Source organism: Sandaracinobacter sp. T42, assembly GCF_059115405.1.
In genome coordinates this window covers 1,837,565-1,853,244 of the sequence record NZ_CM181101.1, presented here as the reverse complement: position 1 = coordinate 1,853,244, position 15,680 = coordinate 1,837,565, and the positions used below count along the sequence as shown (strand labels likewise).

Here is a 15,680-nt window from a genome sequence, read left to right as displayed (position 1 = left end):
CTAATCCAGCGACTTGATGATCGCGGAGAAATCCAGCCCGCCCTGCCCTTCGGCAGCGAACGCTTCATAGAGTTCCAGCGCCTTCGCGCCCATCGGGGTGCTGGCATAAGCGCTGTTGGCCGCCTCTGCGGCGAGGCGCAGATCCTTCAGCATCAGGGCAACCGCGAAGCCACCCTGATAGCCGCGATCCGCCGGGGTTTCCGGGCCGACGCCGGGCACCGGGCAATAGCTGGTCATCGACCAGCACTGGCCTGAGGAGACGGAGGCGATGTCGAAGAAGCGCTGCGGATCGAGGCCGAGCTTTTCCGCAAGCACGAACGCCTCTGCGGTGGCGATCATCGAGGCCCCCAGAAGCATGTTGTTGCAGATCTTCGCCGTCTGCCCCGCGCCGCTGTCTCCGGCGTGGATCACGGCCTTGCCCATGACCTCAAGGATTGGCCGCGCGCGGGCGTAGCCTTCATTCGGCCCGCCAACCATGAAGGTGAGCGTTCCGGCGTTCGCAGCGGCAATTCCACCCGAGACGGGCGCATCGACGGCGACATAGCCCTTTTCAGCGGCTTCCGCGCCCAGCGCCTTTGCGGTGGCGACATCGATGGTGGAACAGTCGATCAGCAGGGTTCCGGGCGCAGCTTTGCCGAACACGGTGTCGCGATAAACCCCGGCCACATGCTGACCGGCTGGAAGCATGGTGACGATGGCGTCGGCACCCGCGACCGCTTCGGCGGCGGATGCGACGGGCGTGCAGCCGACCGCCCCTGCCTTTTCCAGGGCCTCCGCCGAAAGATCGAAGGCGCGAACTGTGAAGCCCTTTACGGCGAGGTTGGCGGCCATGCCGCCGCCCATGTTGCCAAGGCCGATGAATGCGATGGTCGTCATCATCTTACCCCATCGTCGGGATGACGAAGCTGTTGCCGCCATCCGCGCTGCCATCGGGCCATTTCTGGGTGATCGTCTTCACCTTCGTCCAGAAGCGGACGCCTTCGGTGCCGTGCTGGTTGTGATCCCCGAAGGCGCTGCGCTTCCAGCCACCGAAGCTGTGATAGGCGACCGGCACCGGAATCGGCACGTTGATGCCCACCATGCCGACGTTCACGCGGGCCGCGAATTCGCGGGCCGCATGGCCGTTGCGGGTGAAGAGCGCGACGCCATTGCCATATTGATGCTGGCTGGGAAGCGCGATCGCGTCCTCGAAGCTGTCGACGCGGACGATCTGCAGCACCGGGCCGAAGATCTCTTCCCGGTAGCTCTGCATCGTGGGCTTCACATGGTCGAACAGGGTCGGGCCGATGAAGAATCCCTTTTCATGGCCCTGCAACTCGAACCCGCGGCCATCGACCACCAGTTCGGCGCCTTCGTCCACGCCGGTCTGGATCCAGCCTTCCACCCGCGCCTTGTGGGCAGCGTTGACCACGGGGCCGTAATCGGCGTCCGGATCGGTCGAGATGCCCACGCGCAGCTTTGCGATCACGGCCACCATGCGCCTGCGCAGTTCATCCGCCGTGGCCTTGCCCACCGGCACCACGACCGGCAGCGCCATGCAGCGTTCGCCCGCCGAACCGAAGGCGGCGCCCGCCAGATCGGACACGACCTGATCCAGATCGGCATCCGGCATCACGATGCCGTGGTTCTTCGCGCCGCCCATCGCCTGCACCCGCTTGCCCGCCGCCACGCCGCGCGAATAGACATAGTGCGCGATATCGGAAGAGCCGACGAAGCTGACGGCCGCGATGGCGGGATGATCGAGGATCGCGTCCACCATTTCCTTGTCGCCATGCACGACCTGCAGGATGCCTTCGGGCGCGCCCGCTTCCAGCATCAGTTCCGCAAGGCGGACCGGCACGGACGGATCGCGTTCGCTGGGCTTCAGGATGAAGGCGTTGCCGCAGGCGATGGCGACGCCGAACATCCACATCGGGATCATCGCGGGGAAGTTGAACGGCGTGATGCCCGCGCCGATGCCCAGCGGCACCCGGGTGGACAGCACATCGATCCCTGGGCCCGCCCCTTGCGTATATTCGCCCTTGAGCAGGTGCGGCACGCCGCAGGCGAACTCGATCACCTCCAGCCCGCGCTGGATATCGCCCTTCGCATCGGCGATCACCTTGCCATGTTCGGACGAGAGCATGAGGGCCAGTTCGTCCATGTGCTTTTCGACCAGCGCCTTGAAGGCGAACATCACCCGGGCCCGGCGCTGCGGGTTCGTCGCCGCCCAGGCGGGCTGCGCCTTCTGCGCGGCGGCCACGGCCAGTTCCAGAAGTGCGGCATCGCCCAGGGGCACCCGCGCCTGCACCGTGCCCAGGTTGGGATCATAGACATCCCCGAAGCGGCTTGCGGCGGCCGATCCGCCAGCGAGGAAATGGTCGATCTGTTTCATGCGGGGCTCCCTCCCGATCCTGTGTCGGCGCGCTTTTGAACCTTCTGGCGCGGGGCGTGAAGCGGACAATATTGCAAGCCATGCTTGCATCTGCGCAAAAGGGCCCATGAACTGGGACGATCTGCGCATCTTCCTCGCCGTGGCGCGGGCCGGGCGGCTGGAGCCGGCCGGCCATGCGGCGGGCGTGGATTCCAGCACGGTCTCGCGCCGGGTGGCGCGGCTTGAGGCCGAGCTGGGGGTAACGCTGTTCGAGCATGGGCGCGGCGGCCACCAGCTGACTGCGGCCGGGGTGCGGCTGATGGGCCACGCCGAACAGGCCGAACGGGCGGCGCTTGCGGCACGTGACAGCCTGACAGGCACCGAAGGACGGATACGGGTAAGCCTGTCGGAAGGCTTCGGCACCTGGGTGATCGCGCGCCGCCTCAGCGAGTTCCGCGGCTTGCATCCGGGCATTTCGGTCGATCTGGTGGCGTCGGCCGGGTTCCTCAGCCCGTCGCGGCGGGAAGCGGATCTTGCGGTCATGCTGGCGCGGCCCACTCAGGGCCCGCTGATCGCACGTCGGCTGACCGATTACGGGCTGGGGCTCTATGCTTCGCACACCTATCTGGCGGCGGCCGGCCTGCCTTCCAGTGTAGAGGCGCTGCACGGCCATGCGCTGATCGGCTATGTGCCGGACCTGATCTATGCCGACGAGCTTCGCTATCTGAACGAGCTCGCGCCCGGGCTGGAAGCGAAGCTGTGCAGCAGCAGCATCGGGGCGCAGGCGGCCATGGTGGAGGCCGGAGCCGGGATCGGGGTGCTGCCGCATTTCATCGCCCGGCAGATGCCGGCGCTGCATCGGGTGCTGGCATCCACCGTGGACATCCGGCGCACCTTCTGGCTGGTGGTGCACCGCGATGCGCGGCAGCTGGCGCGGGTGGATGCCTTCATCAACTGGCTGGTGGATCTGGCCGCGCACGAACCGCTGCTGAGGGCCGGGTGAAGAGGGCGTGGCCGCGCGCCGCCGCCCGGGCTAAGCTTGCCGGAAAGGAGCAATTTCGATGTCGAGCCTGAAACCGCTGGCGCAGCTGGAAACCCATGAGGTTTTCAACCAGGCGCCACCGATGGAGGACCGGAACCTCTATCTGGATGACCATGCGCTGCGGGACGCGGTGGCGAAGGCAGGCGGCGCCGCCCATGCCGCGCGGCTGGAGGCGCTGGGCGCGCGTGCGGGTTCTGCCGAGGTGATCGAATGGGGGGTGGAAGCCAACCGCCAGATCCCGGTGCTGGAGACATTCGACCGCTTCGGCCACCGCATCGACGAGGTGCGCTTCCACCCGGCCTACCACCAGTTGATGGCGCTGGGGCTGGACAGCGGGTTTGCCTCTGTCGCGTGGGAGGGGCAGCCGGCGGGCCATGTGGCGCATGGCGCGATCCTGTTCCTTCAGGGCCAGGCGGATTCGGGCACCATCTGCCCCATGACGATGACCTACGCCGCAGTGCCTGCGCTGATGGCGGAACCCGATGTGGCCGCCGAATGGGTGCCGCGTATCAAGGCGGGACGCTATGACGGCGCGGTGCGGCCGGCGACAGAAAAGGCCGGCGTGACCATCGGCATGGCAATGACGGAGAAGCAGGGTGGGTCCGATGTGCGGGCGAACAGCACCCGGGCGGAACCGGCGGGGGACGGCTGGTTCCGGCTGACAGGGCACAAATGGTTCTGTTCCGCCCCCATGTGCGACGCCTTCCTGACGCTGGCCTACACGGAAGCCGGGCTGACCTGCTTCCTGGTGCCGCGCTGGCTGCCCGACGGAGAGCGCAACGCCGGTTTTAGGGTGATGCGACTGAAGGACAAGCTTGGGGATCGATCCAACGCCTCGTCCGAAATCGAATATCATGGTGCGCTGGCGCAGAGGCTGGGGCCTGAAGGGCGCGGCGTTTCCACCATCATCCAGATGGTGCAGCACACGCGGCTGGATTGCGTGCTTGGATCGGCGCAGCAGATGCGGGCGTCGCTGGCGCAGGCGGTGTGGCACACATCGTACCGATCGGCTTTCCAGAAACGGCTGGTGGATCAGCCGGCGATGGCGGCAGTGCTGGCGGACCTTGCGCTGGAAAGCGAAGCCGCGACCGCAATCGGGTTCCGGCTTGCGCAGGCGTTCGACCGGGGCGAGGCGCTGGGCCGGCTGCTGACGCCCATTGCCAAATACTGGGTCTGCAAGCGCACGCCGGGCTTTGTCTATGAAGCGATGGAGTGCCTGGGCGGCGCGGGCTATATCGAGACGGGGCCGATGGCGCGGATCTTCCGGCAATCGCCGCTGAACGCCATCTGGGAAGGTTCCGGCAATGTGATCGCGCTGGATGTGCTGCGCGCCATCGCGCGGGAACCGGATGGCGTGGCCGCGATGATCGACTGGCTGATGGCGCAGCGCGGGCGCAACGCCGCCTATGACAGCTGGATGGATGGCATCGACCTGAAGGGCGTGACGGAAGGCACCGCCCGGCTGTTCGTGGAAAGGCTGGCACTGGCGGCCCAGGCCGCGACCCTGCTGGAATGGGAAAACCCTGCGGCTGACGCCTTCTGCACGCTGCGCCTGGCTTCGCGGGGGGCAGCCTATGGCGCGTTCGAGACCGCGATCGACACAGGCGCGATCCTGCGCCGCGCGCTGCCGCTGGGCTGAGGCCGATGCTGCGGCTGGCGCAGTTCCTGCCCTATCGCCTGTCCATCGCTTCGAATGCGGTGTCTGACCGGGTGGCGCATGTCTATCAGGCGCGGTTCGGGCTGAAGATCCCGGAATGGCGCGTGATCGCCGTTGTGGCGGAACAGGCGCACGCCACACAGGCCGGGCTGGTGGCCGCGACACAGATGGACAAGATGACGGTCTCCCGCGCCGTCGCCGCACTGGTGGATCGCGGCCTGCTGGTTCGCGCGCAGGCCAGCGACAGGCGCACGCTGGAACTGGCGCTGACGGCCGAAGGACAGGCGCTGTACGCCGAGATCGCGCCGCTGGCGCTGGGCATCGAAGCGGAATTGCTGCACGGCTTTTCAGAAGCCGAACGCGACCAGTTGATGACCCTTCTGACGCGGCTGGAGGCTTGCGCTAAAACGTAACAAAGGTTACATTATCACCGCTTCAGACATGGGAGACGGGATATGGCGACCGCAGTTCGCGACACGCAGACGGCTGACAACTTCATGGGCCTGGACGGGTTCGAATTCGTGGAGTTCACTGGCCCCGATCCGGCTGCCTTGGGCCATCTGTTCGAGATGCTGGGTTTCACGCATGTGGCCACCCACCGCAGCAAGGATGTCCGCCGCTATTCGCAGGGCGACATCAATTTCCTTCTGAACTTCGAGCCGGAGGGCCAGGCGGCCGAGTTCCGTGCGAAGCGGGGCCCCAGCGCCAATGCGATGGCGTTCCGGGTGAAGGATGCGGCGGCCGCCTTCGCGGAAGCGGTGAAGCGCGGCGCTGAGCCGGTGACGGGCAAGGTTGGGCCGATGGAACTGAACATCCCCGCCATCAAGGGGATCGGCGGGGCCAACCTCTATCTTGTGGACCGCTATGGTGCGGCGGAAATCTATGACGTGGATTTCGTGGCCGTACCGGGCGCGACAAAGGCCGACCGCGATGTGGGCCTGCACACGCTGGATCACCTGACGCACAATGTGGGGCGCGGCGACATGGCGCGCTGGGCGGATTACTACAGCCGCATCTTCGGCTTTCGCGAAATCCGCTATTTCGACATCAAGGGGAAGGCCACCGGACTGTTTTCGAAGGCGATGACGGCGCCCGACAACAAGATCCGCATCCCGCTGAACGAAAGCCAGGATGAAAACAGCCAGATCGAGGAGTTCCTGCGCGCCTATAATGGCGAAGGGATCCAGCATATCGCGCTGGCGACCGACAACATCTTCGAAACGGTGGACCGGCTGAAGGCCAATGGGGTGAAATTCCAGGACAGCCCCGACACCTATTTCGACCTGATCGACAAGCGGCTGCCCGGCCACGGCCATGACGTGGCGGAAATGCGCAAGCGCCGCATCCTGATCGACGGCGCGCCGGAAACCGGCGGCGGGCTGCTGCTGCAGATCTTCACCGAGAACATGGTGGGGCCGATCTTCTTCGAGATCATCCAGCGCAAGGGCAATGATGGCTTCGGCGAAGGCAATTTCCAGGCGCTGTTCGAAAGCCTGGAGCTGGATCAGATCCGGCGCGGCGTGATCCCGGCGGGCATGCGGTCATGAGCGTCTTCGGGGGGGAGTTCCAGTCGGAAAGCGTGGCGGGCGCGCTGCCCGAGGGGCGCAATTCGCCGCAGCGGCCCGCCCTGGGCCTGTATGCGGAGCAGCTTTCGGGCACGGCGTTCACCGCCCCCCGGCACGAGAATCGCCGCAGCTGGCTGTACCGGCGGCTGCCGGCCGCTTCGCACGAAGCCTTCCGGCCGATGGCGCATGGCGGGCTGGCAGCCCCCCCCTTCGCCGACGGCCTGCTGACCCCGAACCGGCTGCGCTGGGATCCCCTGCCCCTGCCGGAACATGGGGTGGACTGGCTGGATGGCCTGCACACGCTGGCGGGCAACGGGTCTGCCGAGGAAGGCGCCGGGGTTTCCGTGCATCTCTATGCCTGCAACCGGCCGATGTCAGGCCGTGCATTCCAGTCAGCCGATGGCGAACTGCTTTTCGTGCCGCAGACCGGCGACTTGCGGATCACCACCGAATTCGGGATGCTGGCGGTTCCGCCCGGCCATGTGGCGCTGGTGCCGCGCGGCGTGCGGTTCCGGGTCGATGTGGATGGCGCGGCACGCGGCTATTGCCTTGAAAACCATGGCAGTCTGTTCCGTCTGCCCGATCTGGGGCCGATCGGGGCGAACGGACTGGCCAATCCGCGCGATTTCGAGGTTCCCGTCGCCGCGACGGAGCCGGACAGCCCCACGCAGCTGATCCTGAAGCTGGGCGGGCAACTGTGGGAAACCACCCTGCCCCATTCGCCGTTCGACGTTGTGGCCTGGCATGGCAACCTTGTGCCCTGGCGCTATGATCTGGCACGCTTCAACGTGATCGGCACCGTCAGCTTCGATCATCCCGACCCGTCGATCTTCACCGTGATCACCTCCCCTTCCGGCCAGCCGGGGGTGGCGAACTGCGACTTCGTGATCTTCCCGCCCCGCTGGATGGTGGCGGAGGACACGTTCCGCCCGCCCTGGTTCCACCGCAACCACATGAGCGAATATATGGGCCTGATTTCGGGCGAATATGACGCGAAGGAAGGCGGCGGATTCGTGCCCGGCGGCGGATCGCTGCACAACCGCATGTCGGCACATGGCCCGGATGCGGCGAGCTGGGAAAAGGCATCCCGAGCCGATCTTCGGCCCGTGAAGCTGGACAATGGCCTTGCCTTCATGTTCGAGACACTCCGCCCTTTCCGGCTGACGCGCTGGGGGGCAGACACAACGCTGTTGCAGCAGGGCTATGACGCCGTGTGGCAGGGCTTTCCGAAAGGCGGGGCATGAGCTGGTTCGATCTCGATCACACCCACGATGCGGGCGCGCGATGCTGGGTGGAAGGTGCGGACGGGCATGAAAGCTTCCCGGTACAGAACCTGCCGCTGGGGCTATTTTCCGACGGCGATTCCGGCCCGCGCGTGGGGGTCGCGATCGGGGATTTCGTGCTGGATGTCGCCGGACTGGTGGATACCGGGCTGCTGCCTGATCTCGACTACCTGACCTACATGGTCCACGAGCGGCTGAACGAGCTGCTGGCGCTTGGGCCGCTTTCACGACGGGCGCTGCGCCATTCGCTGTTCGCCCTGCTGACGGACAGGCGACATGAAGCGGCGGTGGCGCCGTTCCTTGCCCCGATCGGCCAGGTCGATCTGCACCTGCCCTGCGAGGTTGGTGACTATACCGATTTCTATGCCGGTATTCACCATGCCACCAAGGTGGGCAAGCTGTTCCGGCCGGACAATCCGCTGCTGCCCAATTACCGCCATGTGCCGATCGGCTACCATGGCCGCGCGTCGTCCGTGGTGCTGTCGGGCACGCCGGTGAAGCGGCCTTCGGGCCAGTTGCCGGGGCCCGAGGGCCCGCGCCTGGGCCCGACCGGGCGGCTGGATCTGGAACTGGAACTGGGCGTGTGGATCGGGCCGGGCAATCCGCTGGGCTGCCCCATTCCGATCGGGCAGGCGGCCGAGCATGTGGCAGGCTTCTGCCTGCTGAACGACTGGTCCGCCCGCGATATCCAGGCCTGGGAATATCAGCCGCTGGGCCCGTTCCTGGCGAAGAACTTCCAGACGAGCGTGAGCCCCTGGATCATCACACCGGAAGCTCTGGCGCCGTTCCGCGGCCCCGCCTTTGCCCGCGGCGCGGACGAGCCCGCCCCCCTTCCCTATCTGCTGGATGCGGACGATCAGGCCCACGGCGGCCTGCGGCTGGAACTGGGCGTATGGTTGCAGACCCGCGCGATGCGCGAAGCCGGAATGCCCGAGGATCGCCTGTCCGCCGGCAGTTCGGAGGCGCTCTACTGGACGGTCCATCAGATGGTGGCGCATCATACGGTTGGCGGGTGCAACCTGATGCCGGGCGACCTGTTCGGCACCGGCACGGTATCGGGCGAAGCAGACGGGACGGAAGGCTCGCTTCTGGAGCTGACGGATGGGGGCGCGCGCCCCCTGACCCTGCCGACCGGCGAGACGCGGACCTTCCTGCAGGACGGGGACCGGCTGCGGATTTCGGCAACCGCCCGGCGCGCGGGATTTGCATCGATCGGCTTCGGGGACTGCGTAGGGGAAGTTTGCGACTGACCGGAAATATCACAACGCTTCAGTAATTTTCATGAATTTGAGTTGAAGCATGTGATTATACCCACCATTTGCTTTCGGAATATCCATCAGGGAGACATTGTATGCCTGAACATGACAACCGCGTTACAGACGAATCTCATCTGCATCATGCGGATTGCGGTTGCGCGGACCCGGCACGACGCGGTCTGTTCGGCCTTGCGGCGGCCGGGATGGTCGCCGCCGTTGCGGGGGCGACGCCGGCGGCGGCGGTGACCGTCGGTCCGCGGGGCGCCCTGACGGCCGCTCAGCGCGATGCGCTGACGCCGGACGACGTGCTGCGGCATGTGATGGACGGCAATGAGCGGTTCGCGACCGGCAAGCGCCTGCCGCAGGATTTCCTCCGCCAGCAGAAGCAGTCGGCCGCCGAAGGCCAGCATCCGGCTGCCATCTTCCTCACCTGCGTCGACAGCCGGGCGCCGGTGGAAGTTCTCTGCGACCTGGGTATCGGGGATGCATTCAACGCGCGGGTCGCCGGCAATGTGGTCAATGACGACATCCTGGGTTCGATGGAGTTTGCGACTGCGGCCGCCGGCGCGAAGCTCGTGATGGTAATGGGCCACACCGCCTGCGGCGCGGTGGCCGGGGCGATCGACAATGTGCGGCTCGGCAACCTGACCCTGCTGCTGTCGCGCTTTGGCAATGCGATTGCCGCAACGCCATACGAGGGCGAGAAGTCGGGCAAGAACTACGACTATGTGGACCGGGTGGCTGCGACGCAGGTGAAGCAGACGCTCACCCTCATCCGCGACCGCTCGCCTGTGCTCCGCGACCTTGAAAGCGCGGGTAAGATCAAGATCGTCGGTTCGATGTATGACCTGAAGACAGGACGCATCACCCTGCTCTGATCGCCGCAGACAGCAACCACAATCGAATCTCTGGCCTTGATCCCCATCAAGGTCAGAGATTCAGTCTGGTGCCAAACTGTTAAAAGGTGAACAAGTGCACCAGGGAGGCTGACATGAAATCGATTCTTCTGCACCTTGGGACGGATCCCCAATTCGAATCCCGCCTGCAGGGCGCGCTGGATCTGGCACGGTTCACCGAAGGCCATCTGGAGTGTCTGCAGACGCGCCGTGTTCCCGCCTTTCTGGGGGCTGATGCGGCTGGATTCGCCGGAAGCGCCGCCATGGTGGTGCAGCTGATGGAGGATGAAGCCCGGCTTGCCGAAGCCGAGCGGCAGACATTGTCAGCCCGCCTTCAGAAAGAAGGCGTGCCCTATACCTTCACGGAATCGATGGGCGATCCTGCCCAGACGCTGGTGGACCGCTCCCTTCTGTCCGACGCCATCGTGATGTCCATCGCGGCTTCGGATCAGCGCGAGCTGGCAAGCACCCTGGCCGCCGTGGTGACGAAGGCGGATGCGCCGGTGCTGGCGATGCCGGCCCACGCCAGCCGGCTGGAGGTGGAAAAGCCGGTCCTCGTCGCCTGGAAGCCGACGCCGGAAGCCGCACATGCCGTGAAACGCTCCGTCAGCCTGCTGCGGCAGGCGAGCCGGGTGGACATCGTGACCATCGACCCGACGGGTACGGGCGATCTGCCGCCGACGGCTGTTGCCTCTTACCTGTCTCGCCACGGGATCAGTGCGGAACTGCATGAGCGCAGTTCAGCCGGCGCATCGACTGCCGACACGCTGCTGACGACCGCCAAGGAACTGGGATCAGGCCTTCTGGTGATGGGGGGCTATGGCCGCAGCCGGGCGATGGAGTTCCTGTTGGGCGGCGTGACCCGGCGGCTTCTGGCGGCAAGCGACCTGCCGCTGCTGCTGGCGCACTGATCGTCATCCCTTTGAAACCGACCGGTGGCAAAGCCGGTCATCCGAAGTGAGACCTATATGACAGCACCGATCGGCCCGGTCGAATTCCTGCTTCTGGGATTCGAGGGCAACCGCTTCAACGGCGCCATTGCGCCCGCCCTTGGCGAGCTTGTGGGCAACGGACTTGTCCGGTTGCTGGATGTCGCGATCGTGATCAAGGACGCTGACGGCGAAGTGGCGATCCTGGAGATGCAGGAACTGCCCGACGACGTGGCCGATGCCGTGAAGGCACTGGCGGGCGAAGTACGGGGCCTGATGTCCGAAGCGGACCTGATGGACGTTGCCGACAATCTGGAGCCGCAAACGACAGTCGCGGCACTGCTGGTGGAGCATATCTGGGCGACGCGCTTCGCAGACGCCGTGCGCAGTGCGGGCGGCGAACTGCTGGTTTCGGAACGGATCCCGGGCGACCTGGTGGATCAGGCCCGCGCCACGCTGACGGCGGTCGCGCAACTGACGGAAGGAAACTGAGATGCTGGGATCGAGACGTGGCCGGCCGAGCCTGATCGGCCGCGCAGCCGGGACAGCGGCGCGCACCGCCGTGATCACCAAGACGGCGACGGCCGTGGCGGGAAGCTCCGCCGCGAAGCAGCAGCAGAAAATGCATGCCGCGGAACTGGCCCATGCCGAGAAGATGGCGGCCGTCGGCGGCGCGCAAGCCCCCGCACCCGCCGCTGCACCTGCCCCTGGCGGCGAGGCGCTGGACGCGCTGCGGAAGCTTTCCGCCGCGCATGACAACGGCATCCTCACGGATTCCGAGTTCATCGCGAAGGTGAAGGAACGCCTGGGTTGATCGAACCTCTGGCCTGACCGGCCTGGCCTGAAAGCGAAAGGGGCCCGGAACCAGCTGGTTCCGGGCCCCTTTCTTGTACCCTGCCCTTGCGGCCTACATCTTGTATTCCAGCGAAAGCGTGAAGGACCGACCGCGCGGATCGGCGACGCGCGGTTCCCAGCTGCTGCCGGCGCCGGTGTTGCTGTCGTAGGTGATGGCGAACGGCGGATCGGTATCGAACAGATTCTTGATGCCCGCCGTGATCCGCCACTGCTCGTTCGGGCTGTAGCCCGCCGAGAAATTGTAGATCGTGTAGGGCTTCACCCGCTCTTGCAGATCCGGCGGGGAAACCCGGCCGGAGGTCACGCCCGGAAGTTCCTGGTTGGTGTAGCCAGAGCGGTGCAGCTGCGAGAGCGACGCCGTCCAGGGGCCCTGGTTGTAGGTAAGGAAGATGTTGTGCTTCCACTTCAGGCCCAGATCGCCCGCGAAGGTGAAGCGACCCACTTCGCTGACACCCTGCGGAGCGCCGGGCACCAGCCGGGAGCGCTTCTTCAGCAGCAGGCTGCCATCGAAGCCGACCGAAAGATCACCCGCGAACAGCGGCGTGCCCGCGCGCCCGGCGAATTCGATGCCGGATGTTTCGGTTTCGCCGCTGTTCACCCATGTGCGGTCGATGGTGACGATGTTGCCGCCGGCATCCCGGATGAAGCGGTCGGTGAACAGGTCGTAGTTGGCGATCATGTCCTGCAGGGAAAGGACATCGATCTTGCCTTCCCGGCGGATATACCACCAGTCGGCCGAAACCATGATGTTGGGTGTCGGCTCCAGCACCACGCCGGCAGACCATTGCCGTGCCGATTCCGGCCCCAGATCAAGCCGCCCGCCGGTCAGGATCGTGGGCTGGATGGCGTCGCAGCCCGGAATGGACGTATCCACGCGCCCGGCCGAGCAGGTTTCCGGATCATAGATGTCGCGGCCGGAATAGGGCGATTCCAGCGTTCCGTTGTAGGTCTGGTTGAAGGTCGGCACCCGGAAGCTGGTGTTGTAGGAACCGCGGAACATCAGCTGCTGGATGGGCCGGTACTTCACCGAGAACTTGGGGTTCGTGGTGGTTCCGAACCCTGTGTAATCGTCGACCCGGAAGGCGGCGGTGAATTCGAAGCCGGTGAACAGCGGCAGCATCACTTCGGCATAGGCCGCCTTGATGTTGCGGTGGCGGCTGTCGAGGATGTTCGCATCATCGAACGGCGCGTTGAAGATGGGCGGCCGGTTGGCCGCCTCGCGAGCGTCGCCGTTGAAGCTGTATTCCTCGCGTCGCCAATCGACCCCGACGGCCGCCTGCACCGTGCCGCCCCAGACATCGAACAGCGGGCCTGTCGCGGCGACATCCACCTGCCACAGGCCGTAGGTGCCGCCGTAAAGCTGCACGCCGGCAGCCGACGTCGCCTCGATCAGGGCCATGGCTTCGGCGGACTGGGATTCGCCCGGTAGCAGGAAGGGGTTGATCCGGCCCGTCATCAGCGCGTCGACCATGCCGTTCACGATGACGTTGCCGTTCGCATCGCGCACGGTGCGGGTATAGAAGAAGCCCGAACCCAGCGTGGATGTGGATTCGCTTTTCCCGTAGGAAACGCCGGCGTGATATTCCCACGGGCCGGCGATGGGGCCATCCGCCGTCAGCGCAAGGCGCATCGTGTCCGTGCTCGTCTCGATGACACGCGGGCCGCATTCCATGCACCGCCAGCGGAGTGCCATCGGCAGCCCCCTGCGTGATTCAAGTGTCGGGAACACCGAAACCAGCTGGTTGAAGACGCGATCATAGGTGGCCGCGCTGTACTGGTTGCGCACATAGACATAGTTCAGCGCGGTAGCGGCCGCCGAGGCGCTGGACGTCAGCTGGTTGTTGGAGAAGAGCTTGCGGGAATCGGCCTGCGATCCCGTCACCTCGAACTTCAGCTGATGATCCCCGAACTGGCCGGTGGCCGCACCGAACCAGGAGATGGTGCGGATCGGCTGCTGGATGACCGCGGCGCGGCCGGTATCCCAGGCGCAGGCATATTTCGCCGTCGGCACGTCCCACAGAAGCTCATCGTAGCTGCCCATCCCGTCGATCGCGCCGCAACCCAGGTTTCCGGGCAGATCCAGCGGGTTGATGCCGCCGCCCGCACGCACCGTGCTGCTGCCGGGGAGGAAGGGCGCAGTGGCCGCCGAGTTGATGATCGTTCCGTTGGGGCTGTTGGGGGAAACGCCCAGCGGGAAGATGGTGGCGAACGGCGTTCCGCGCGTATCGACGGACAGGCCGCGATTCACCTGGAAGGTGTTCACGAAATCGCGCTGGTCGCCGCGCAGCATCTTGGCATCGGTGATGGACGCGCCGAACATCACGTTGAACCGGTCAGACGACAGATCGCCATGTCCGGCGACGAACGAGCCCCGCCAGAGGTTGCCACCGCCGGCTTCCGTCACGTCCATGAAGCCGCTGGCCTTCACGCCCTGGAAGTTGCTGTAGGTGATGAAGTTGATCACGCCACCCACCGCATCGGTGCCGTAGATGGCGGACGCGCCATCCTTCAGCACCTCGACACGCTCCACGGTGGACATGGGGATCTGGTTCACGTCCACCACGCCGCCGTTCAGGCCGTGGGCGGGGACACGGCGGCCGTTCAGCAGCACCAGCGTTGCCGCTGCGCCCTGCCCGCGCAGGTTGGCGGAAGACGCGCCGTTGTTGCCCCGCGCCGCGCCGGACACGACGTCCGCGTTGGAGGCGAGATTGTCGAGGCCGTTGCCGTTCGACGTGAGATAGGAAATGAACTGCTCGGGGCTGACGATCCCTTCACGACGGAGATCGTCGGTGCTGATGATCGTGAGGGGGACAGGACTTTCCTGTATGGAGCGCTTGATGCGCGAGCCCGTCACCACGATCATCTCTTCCTGGGCCGCCGCGCCGGCAGCCGCCTGCGCAAGCGCCGGCGCCGCGAGACAGGTGGAACACAGCATCGCCGAGACGAGAAGCTTCATCGATTACCCCCTTGTTGCCTTGCAGCCCCGGCCTTCGCCATGTTGCCGCATTCCGGACGGTTCGTTCATCCAGCCGCAATGTTCATCGGGAAGCCGTTGCAACGCAATGGGGTTTCTGGGCGAAGCCGCGCGATTGAAGGGGATAAGCTTCGGCCGATGGCGGCTGTTGCACAGCAGCAACAGGGCGGGCGTTCGCCCAGTGGAACATCAGGCCTGTTTCAAAAGAAGGAAAGGTGGTGGAGCCTAGGGGGATCGAACCCCTGACCTCTACAATGCCATTGTAGCGCTCTCCCAGCTGAGCTAAGGCCCCGAAATTTTCACCTTTGAGCCCCCGGTTCGGGGAGCTGCCGGACCCGCCTGGGGGCGGGAGCGGTGCGCCTAGCGCAAGGTGCCGGGCGGTTCAACCCCCAACAGCCTTGCGCCGGCATTTTTTTAGCGATCTTCCTCGCGCTCCTCGACAACCACTTCGCTCAGGTCGTCGTCGCCGCCGATATCGACATCGGCGTCTTCCGACGGCTCGTCATTGTCGGCGTCGATGTCCAGATCATCGGCTTCCAGCGCCGGTTCGGCTTCGCCAGCCTGGCCTTCGGCCTTGGCGGCTTCGAACGGAAGCGTCTGCTTCGACTTCAGGATCGGCTCAGGCACCCAGCTGCTGCCGCAGCCGATGCAGGTGACCGGATCGTCCTTCTGAAGGTCGTAGAAGCGGGTTCCGCATTTCGGGCACTGGCGCTTGGTGCCCCATTCCGGCTTGATCACGTGTCAGAAACTCCTGTTTCGCGGAAAGGCAGTCTTGTCATCTGGTGCCGGTGGCAACAGGGATCAACTGTCTTTTGCGGAAAGCGGCCGCGCCTTGCCATAGGCGATGCCGCCTGTCAAAGCCCGCGCCTT

General features: G+C 65.6%; 14 protein-coding genes and 1 tRNA gene. 10 read left to right on the top strand and 5 right to left on the bottom strand.

The window, feature by feature from the left end; all coding sequences use genetic code 11:
- Entirely contained in the window at positions 1-876 is an 876-nt protein-coding gene (gene mmsB / locus ACW9TV_RS08995) for a 3-hydroxyisobutyrate dehydrogenase (protein WP_494303144.1), read from the bottom strand.
- Positions 877-880: 4 nt separating this feature from the next.
- Positions 881-2,374: a CoA-acylating methylmalonate-semialdehyde dehydrogenase gene (locus tag ACW9TV_RS08990; protein WP_494303143.1), complete on the bottom strand. Its 1,494-nt coding sequence runs from the start codon at positions 2,372-2,374 to the stop codon at positions 881-883.
- 106 nt (positions 2,375-2,480) lie between these two features.
- On the opposite strand from ACW9TV_RS08990, the gene ACW9TV_RS08985 reads away from it, so the two are divergent.
- From ACW9TV_RS08985 to ACW9TV_RS08940, 10 genes are all read left to right on the top strand, one after another.
- Positions 2,481-3,356, top strand: coding sequence for a LysR family transcriptional regulator (locus tag ACW9TV_RS08985; protein ID WP_494303142.1), 876 nt, complete (start codon positions 2,481-2,483; stop codon positions 3,354-3,356).
- Positions 3,357-3,414: 58 nt separating this feature from the next.
- A complete protein-coding gene (locus ACW9TV_RS08980; RefSeq protein ID WP_494303141.1) occupies positions 3,415-5,034 on the top strand; it encodes an acyl-CoA dehydrogenase family protein in 1,620 nt (539 codons plus the stop codon).
- A 5-nt stretch (positions 5,035-5,039) separates the two neighbouring features.
- A complete protein-coding gene (locus ACW9TV_RS08975) occupies positions 5,040-5,465 on the top strand; it encodes a MarR family winged helix-turn-helix transcriptional regulator (RefSeq protein WP_494303140.1) in 426 nt (141 codons plus the stop codon).
- 42 nt (positions 5,466-5,507) lie between these two features.
- Positions 5,508-6,599: a 4-hydroxyphenylpyruvate dioxygenase gene (gene hppD, locus ACW9TV_RS08970; RefSeq protein ID WP_494303139.1), complete on the top strand. Its 1,092-nt coding sequence runs from the start codon at positions 5,508-5,510 to the stop codon at positions 6,597-6,599.
- Positions 6,596-7,861, top strand: a complete 1,266-nt coding sequence (gene hmgA / locus ACW9TV_RS08965) for a homogentisate 1,2-dioxygenase (RefSeq protein ID WP_494303138.1) — start codon at positions 6,596-6,598, stop codon at positions 7,859-7,861. The genes hppD and hmgA overlap by 4 nt, the downstream gene beginning before the upstream one ends.
- Positions 7,858-9,150 carry a fumarylacetoacetase gene (gene fahA / locus ACW9TV_RS08960; protein WP_494303137.1) on the top strand — a complete coding sequence of 431 codons (1,293 nt, stop codon included), beginning with the start codon at positions 7,858-7,860 and terminating at the stop codon, positions 9,148-9,150. The genes hmgA and fahA overlap by 4 nt, the downstream gene beginning before the upstream one ends.
- A gap of 101 nt (positions 9,151-9,251) precedes the next feature.
- Positions 9,252-10,034 carry a carbonic anhydrase family protein gene (locus tag ACW9TV_RS08955; protein WP_494303136.1) on the top strand — a complete coding sequence of 261 codons (783 nt, stop codon included), beginning with the start codon at positions 9,252-9,254 and terminating at the stop codon, positions 10,032-10,034.
- A 113-nt stretch (positions 10,035-10,147) separates the two neighbouring features.
- Entirely contained in the window at positions 10,148-10,963 is an 816-nt protein-coding gene (locus tag ACW9TV_RS08950; protein WP_494303135.1) for a universal stress protein, read from the top strand.
- Between the two features lie 57 nt (positions 10,964-11,020).
- Complete coding sequence (locus ACW9TV_RS08945; RefSeq protein WP_494303134.1) at positions 11,021-11,473, top strand: DUF6325 family protein; 453 nt, start codon at positions 11,021-11,023, stop codon at positions 11,471-11,473.
- Position 11,474: 1 nt separating this feature from the next.
- Positions 11,475-11,795 (top strand): hypothetical protein, encoded by a 321-nt coding sequence (locus ACW9TV_RS08940; protein WP_494303133.1) that lies wholly within the window; start codon positions 11,475-11,477, stop codon positions 11,793-11,795.
- Positions 11,796-11,888: 93 nt separating this feature from the next.
- Here the strand turns inward: ACW9TV_RS08940 and ACW9TV_RS08935 are convergent, their stop codons facing one another.
- From ACW9TV_RS08935 to ACW9TV_RS08925, 3 genes are all read right to left on the bottom strand, one after another.
- A complete protein-coding gene (locus tag ACW9TV_RS08935) occupies positions 11,889-14,792 on the bottom strand; it encodes a TonB-dependent receptor domain-containing protein (RefSeq protein ID WP_494303132.1) in 2,904 nt (967 codons plus the stop codon).
- 234 nt (positions 14,793-15,026) lie between these two features.
- Positions 15,027-15,102, bottom strand: a tRNA-Ala gene (locus tag ACW9TV_RS08930).
- 122 nt (positions 15,103-15,224) lie between these two features.
- Complete coding sequence (locus ACW9TV_RS08925) at positions 15,225-15,548, bottom strand: TIGR02300 family protein (protein ID WP_494303131.1); 324 nt, start codon at positions 15,546-15,548, stop codon at positions 15,225-15,227.
- Positions 15,549-15,680 lie beyond the last annotated feature (132 nt).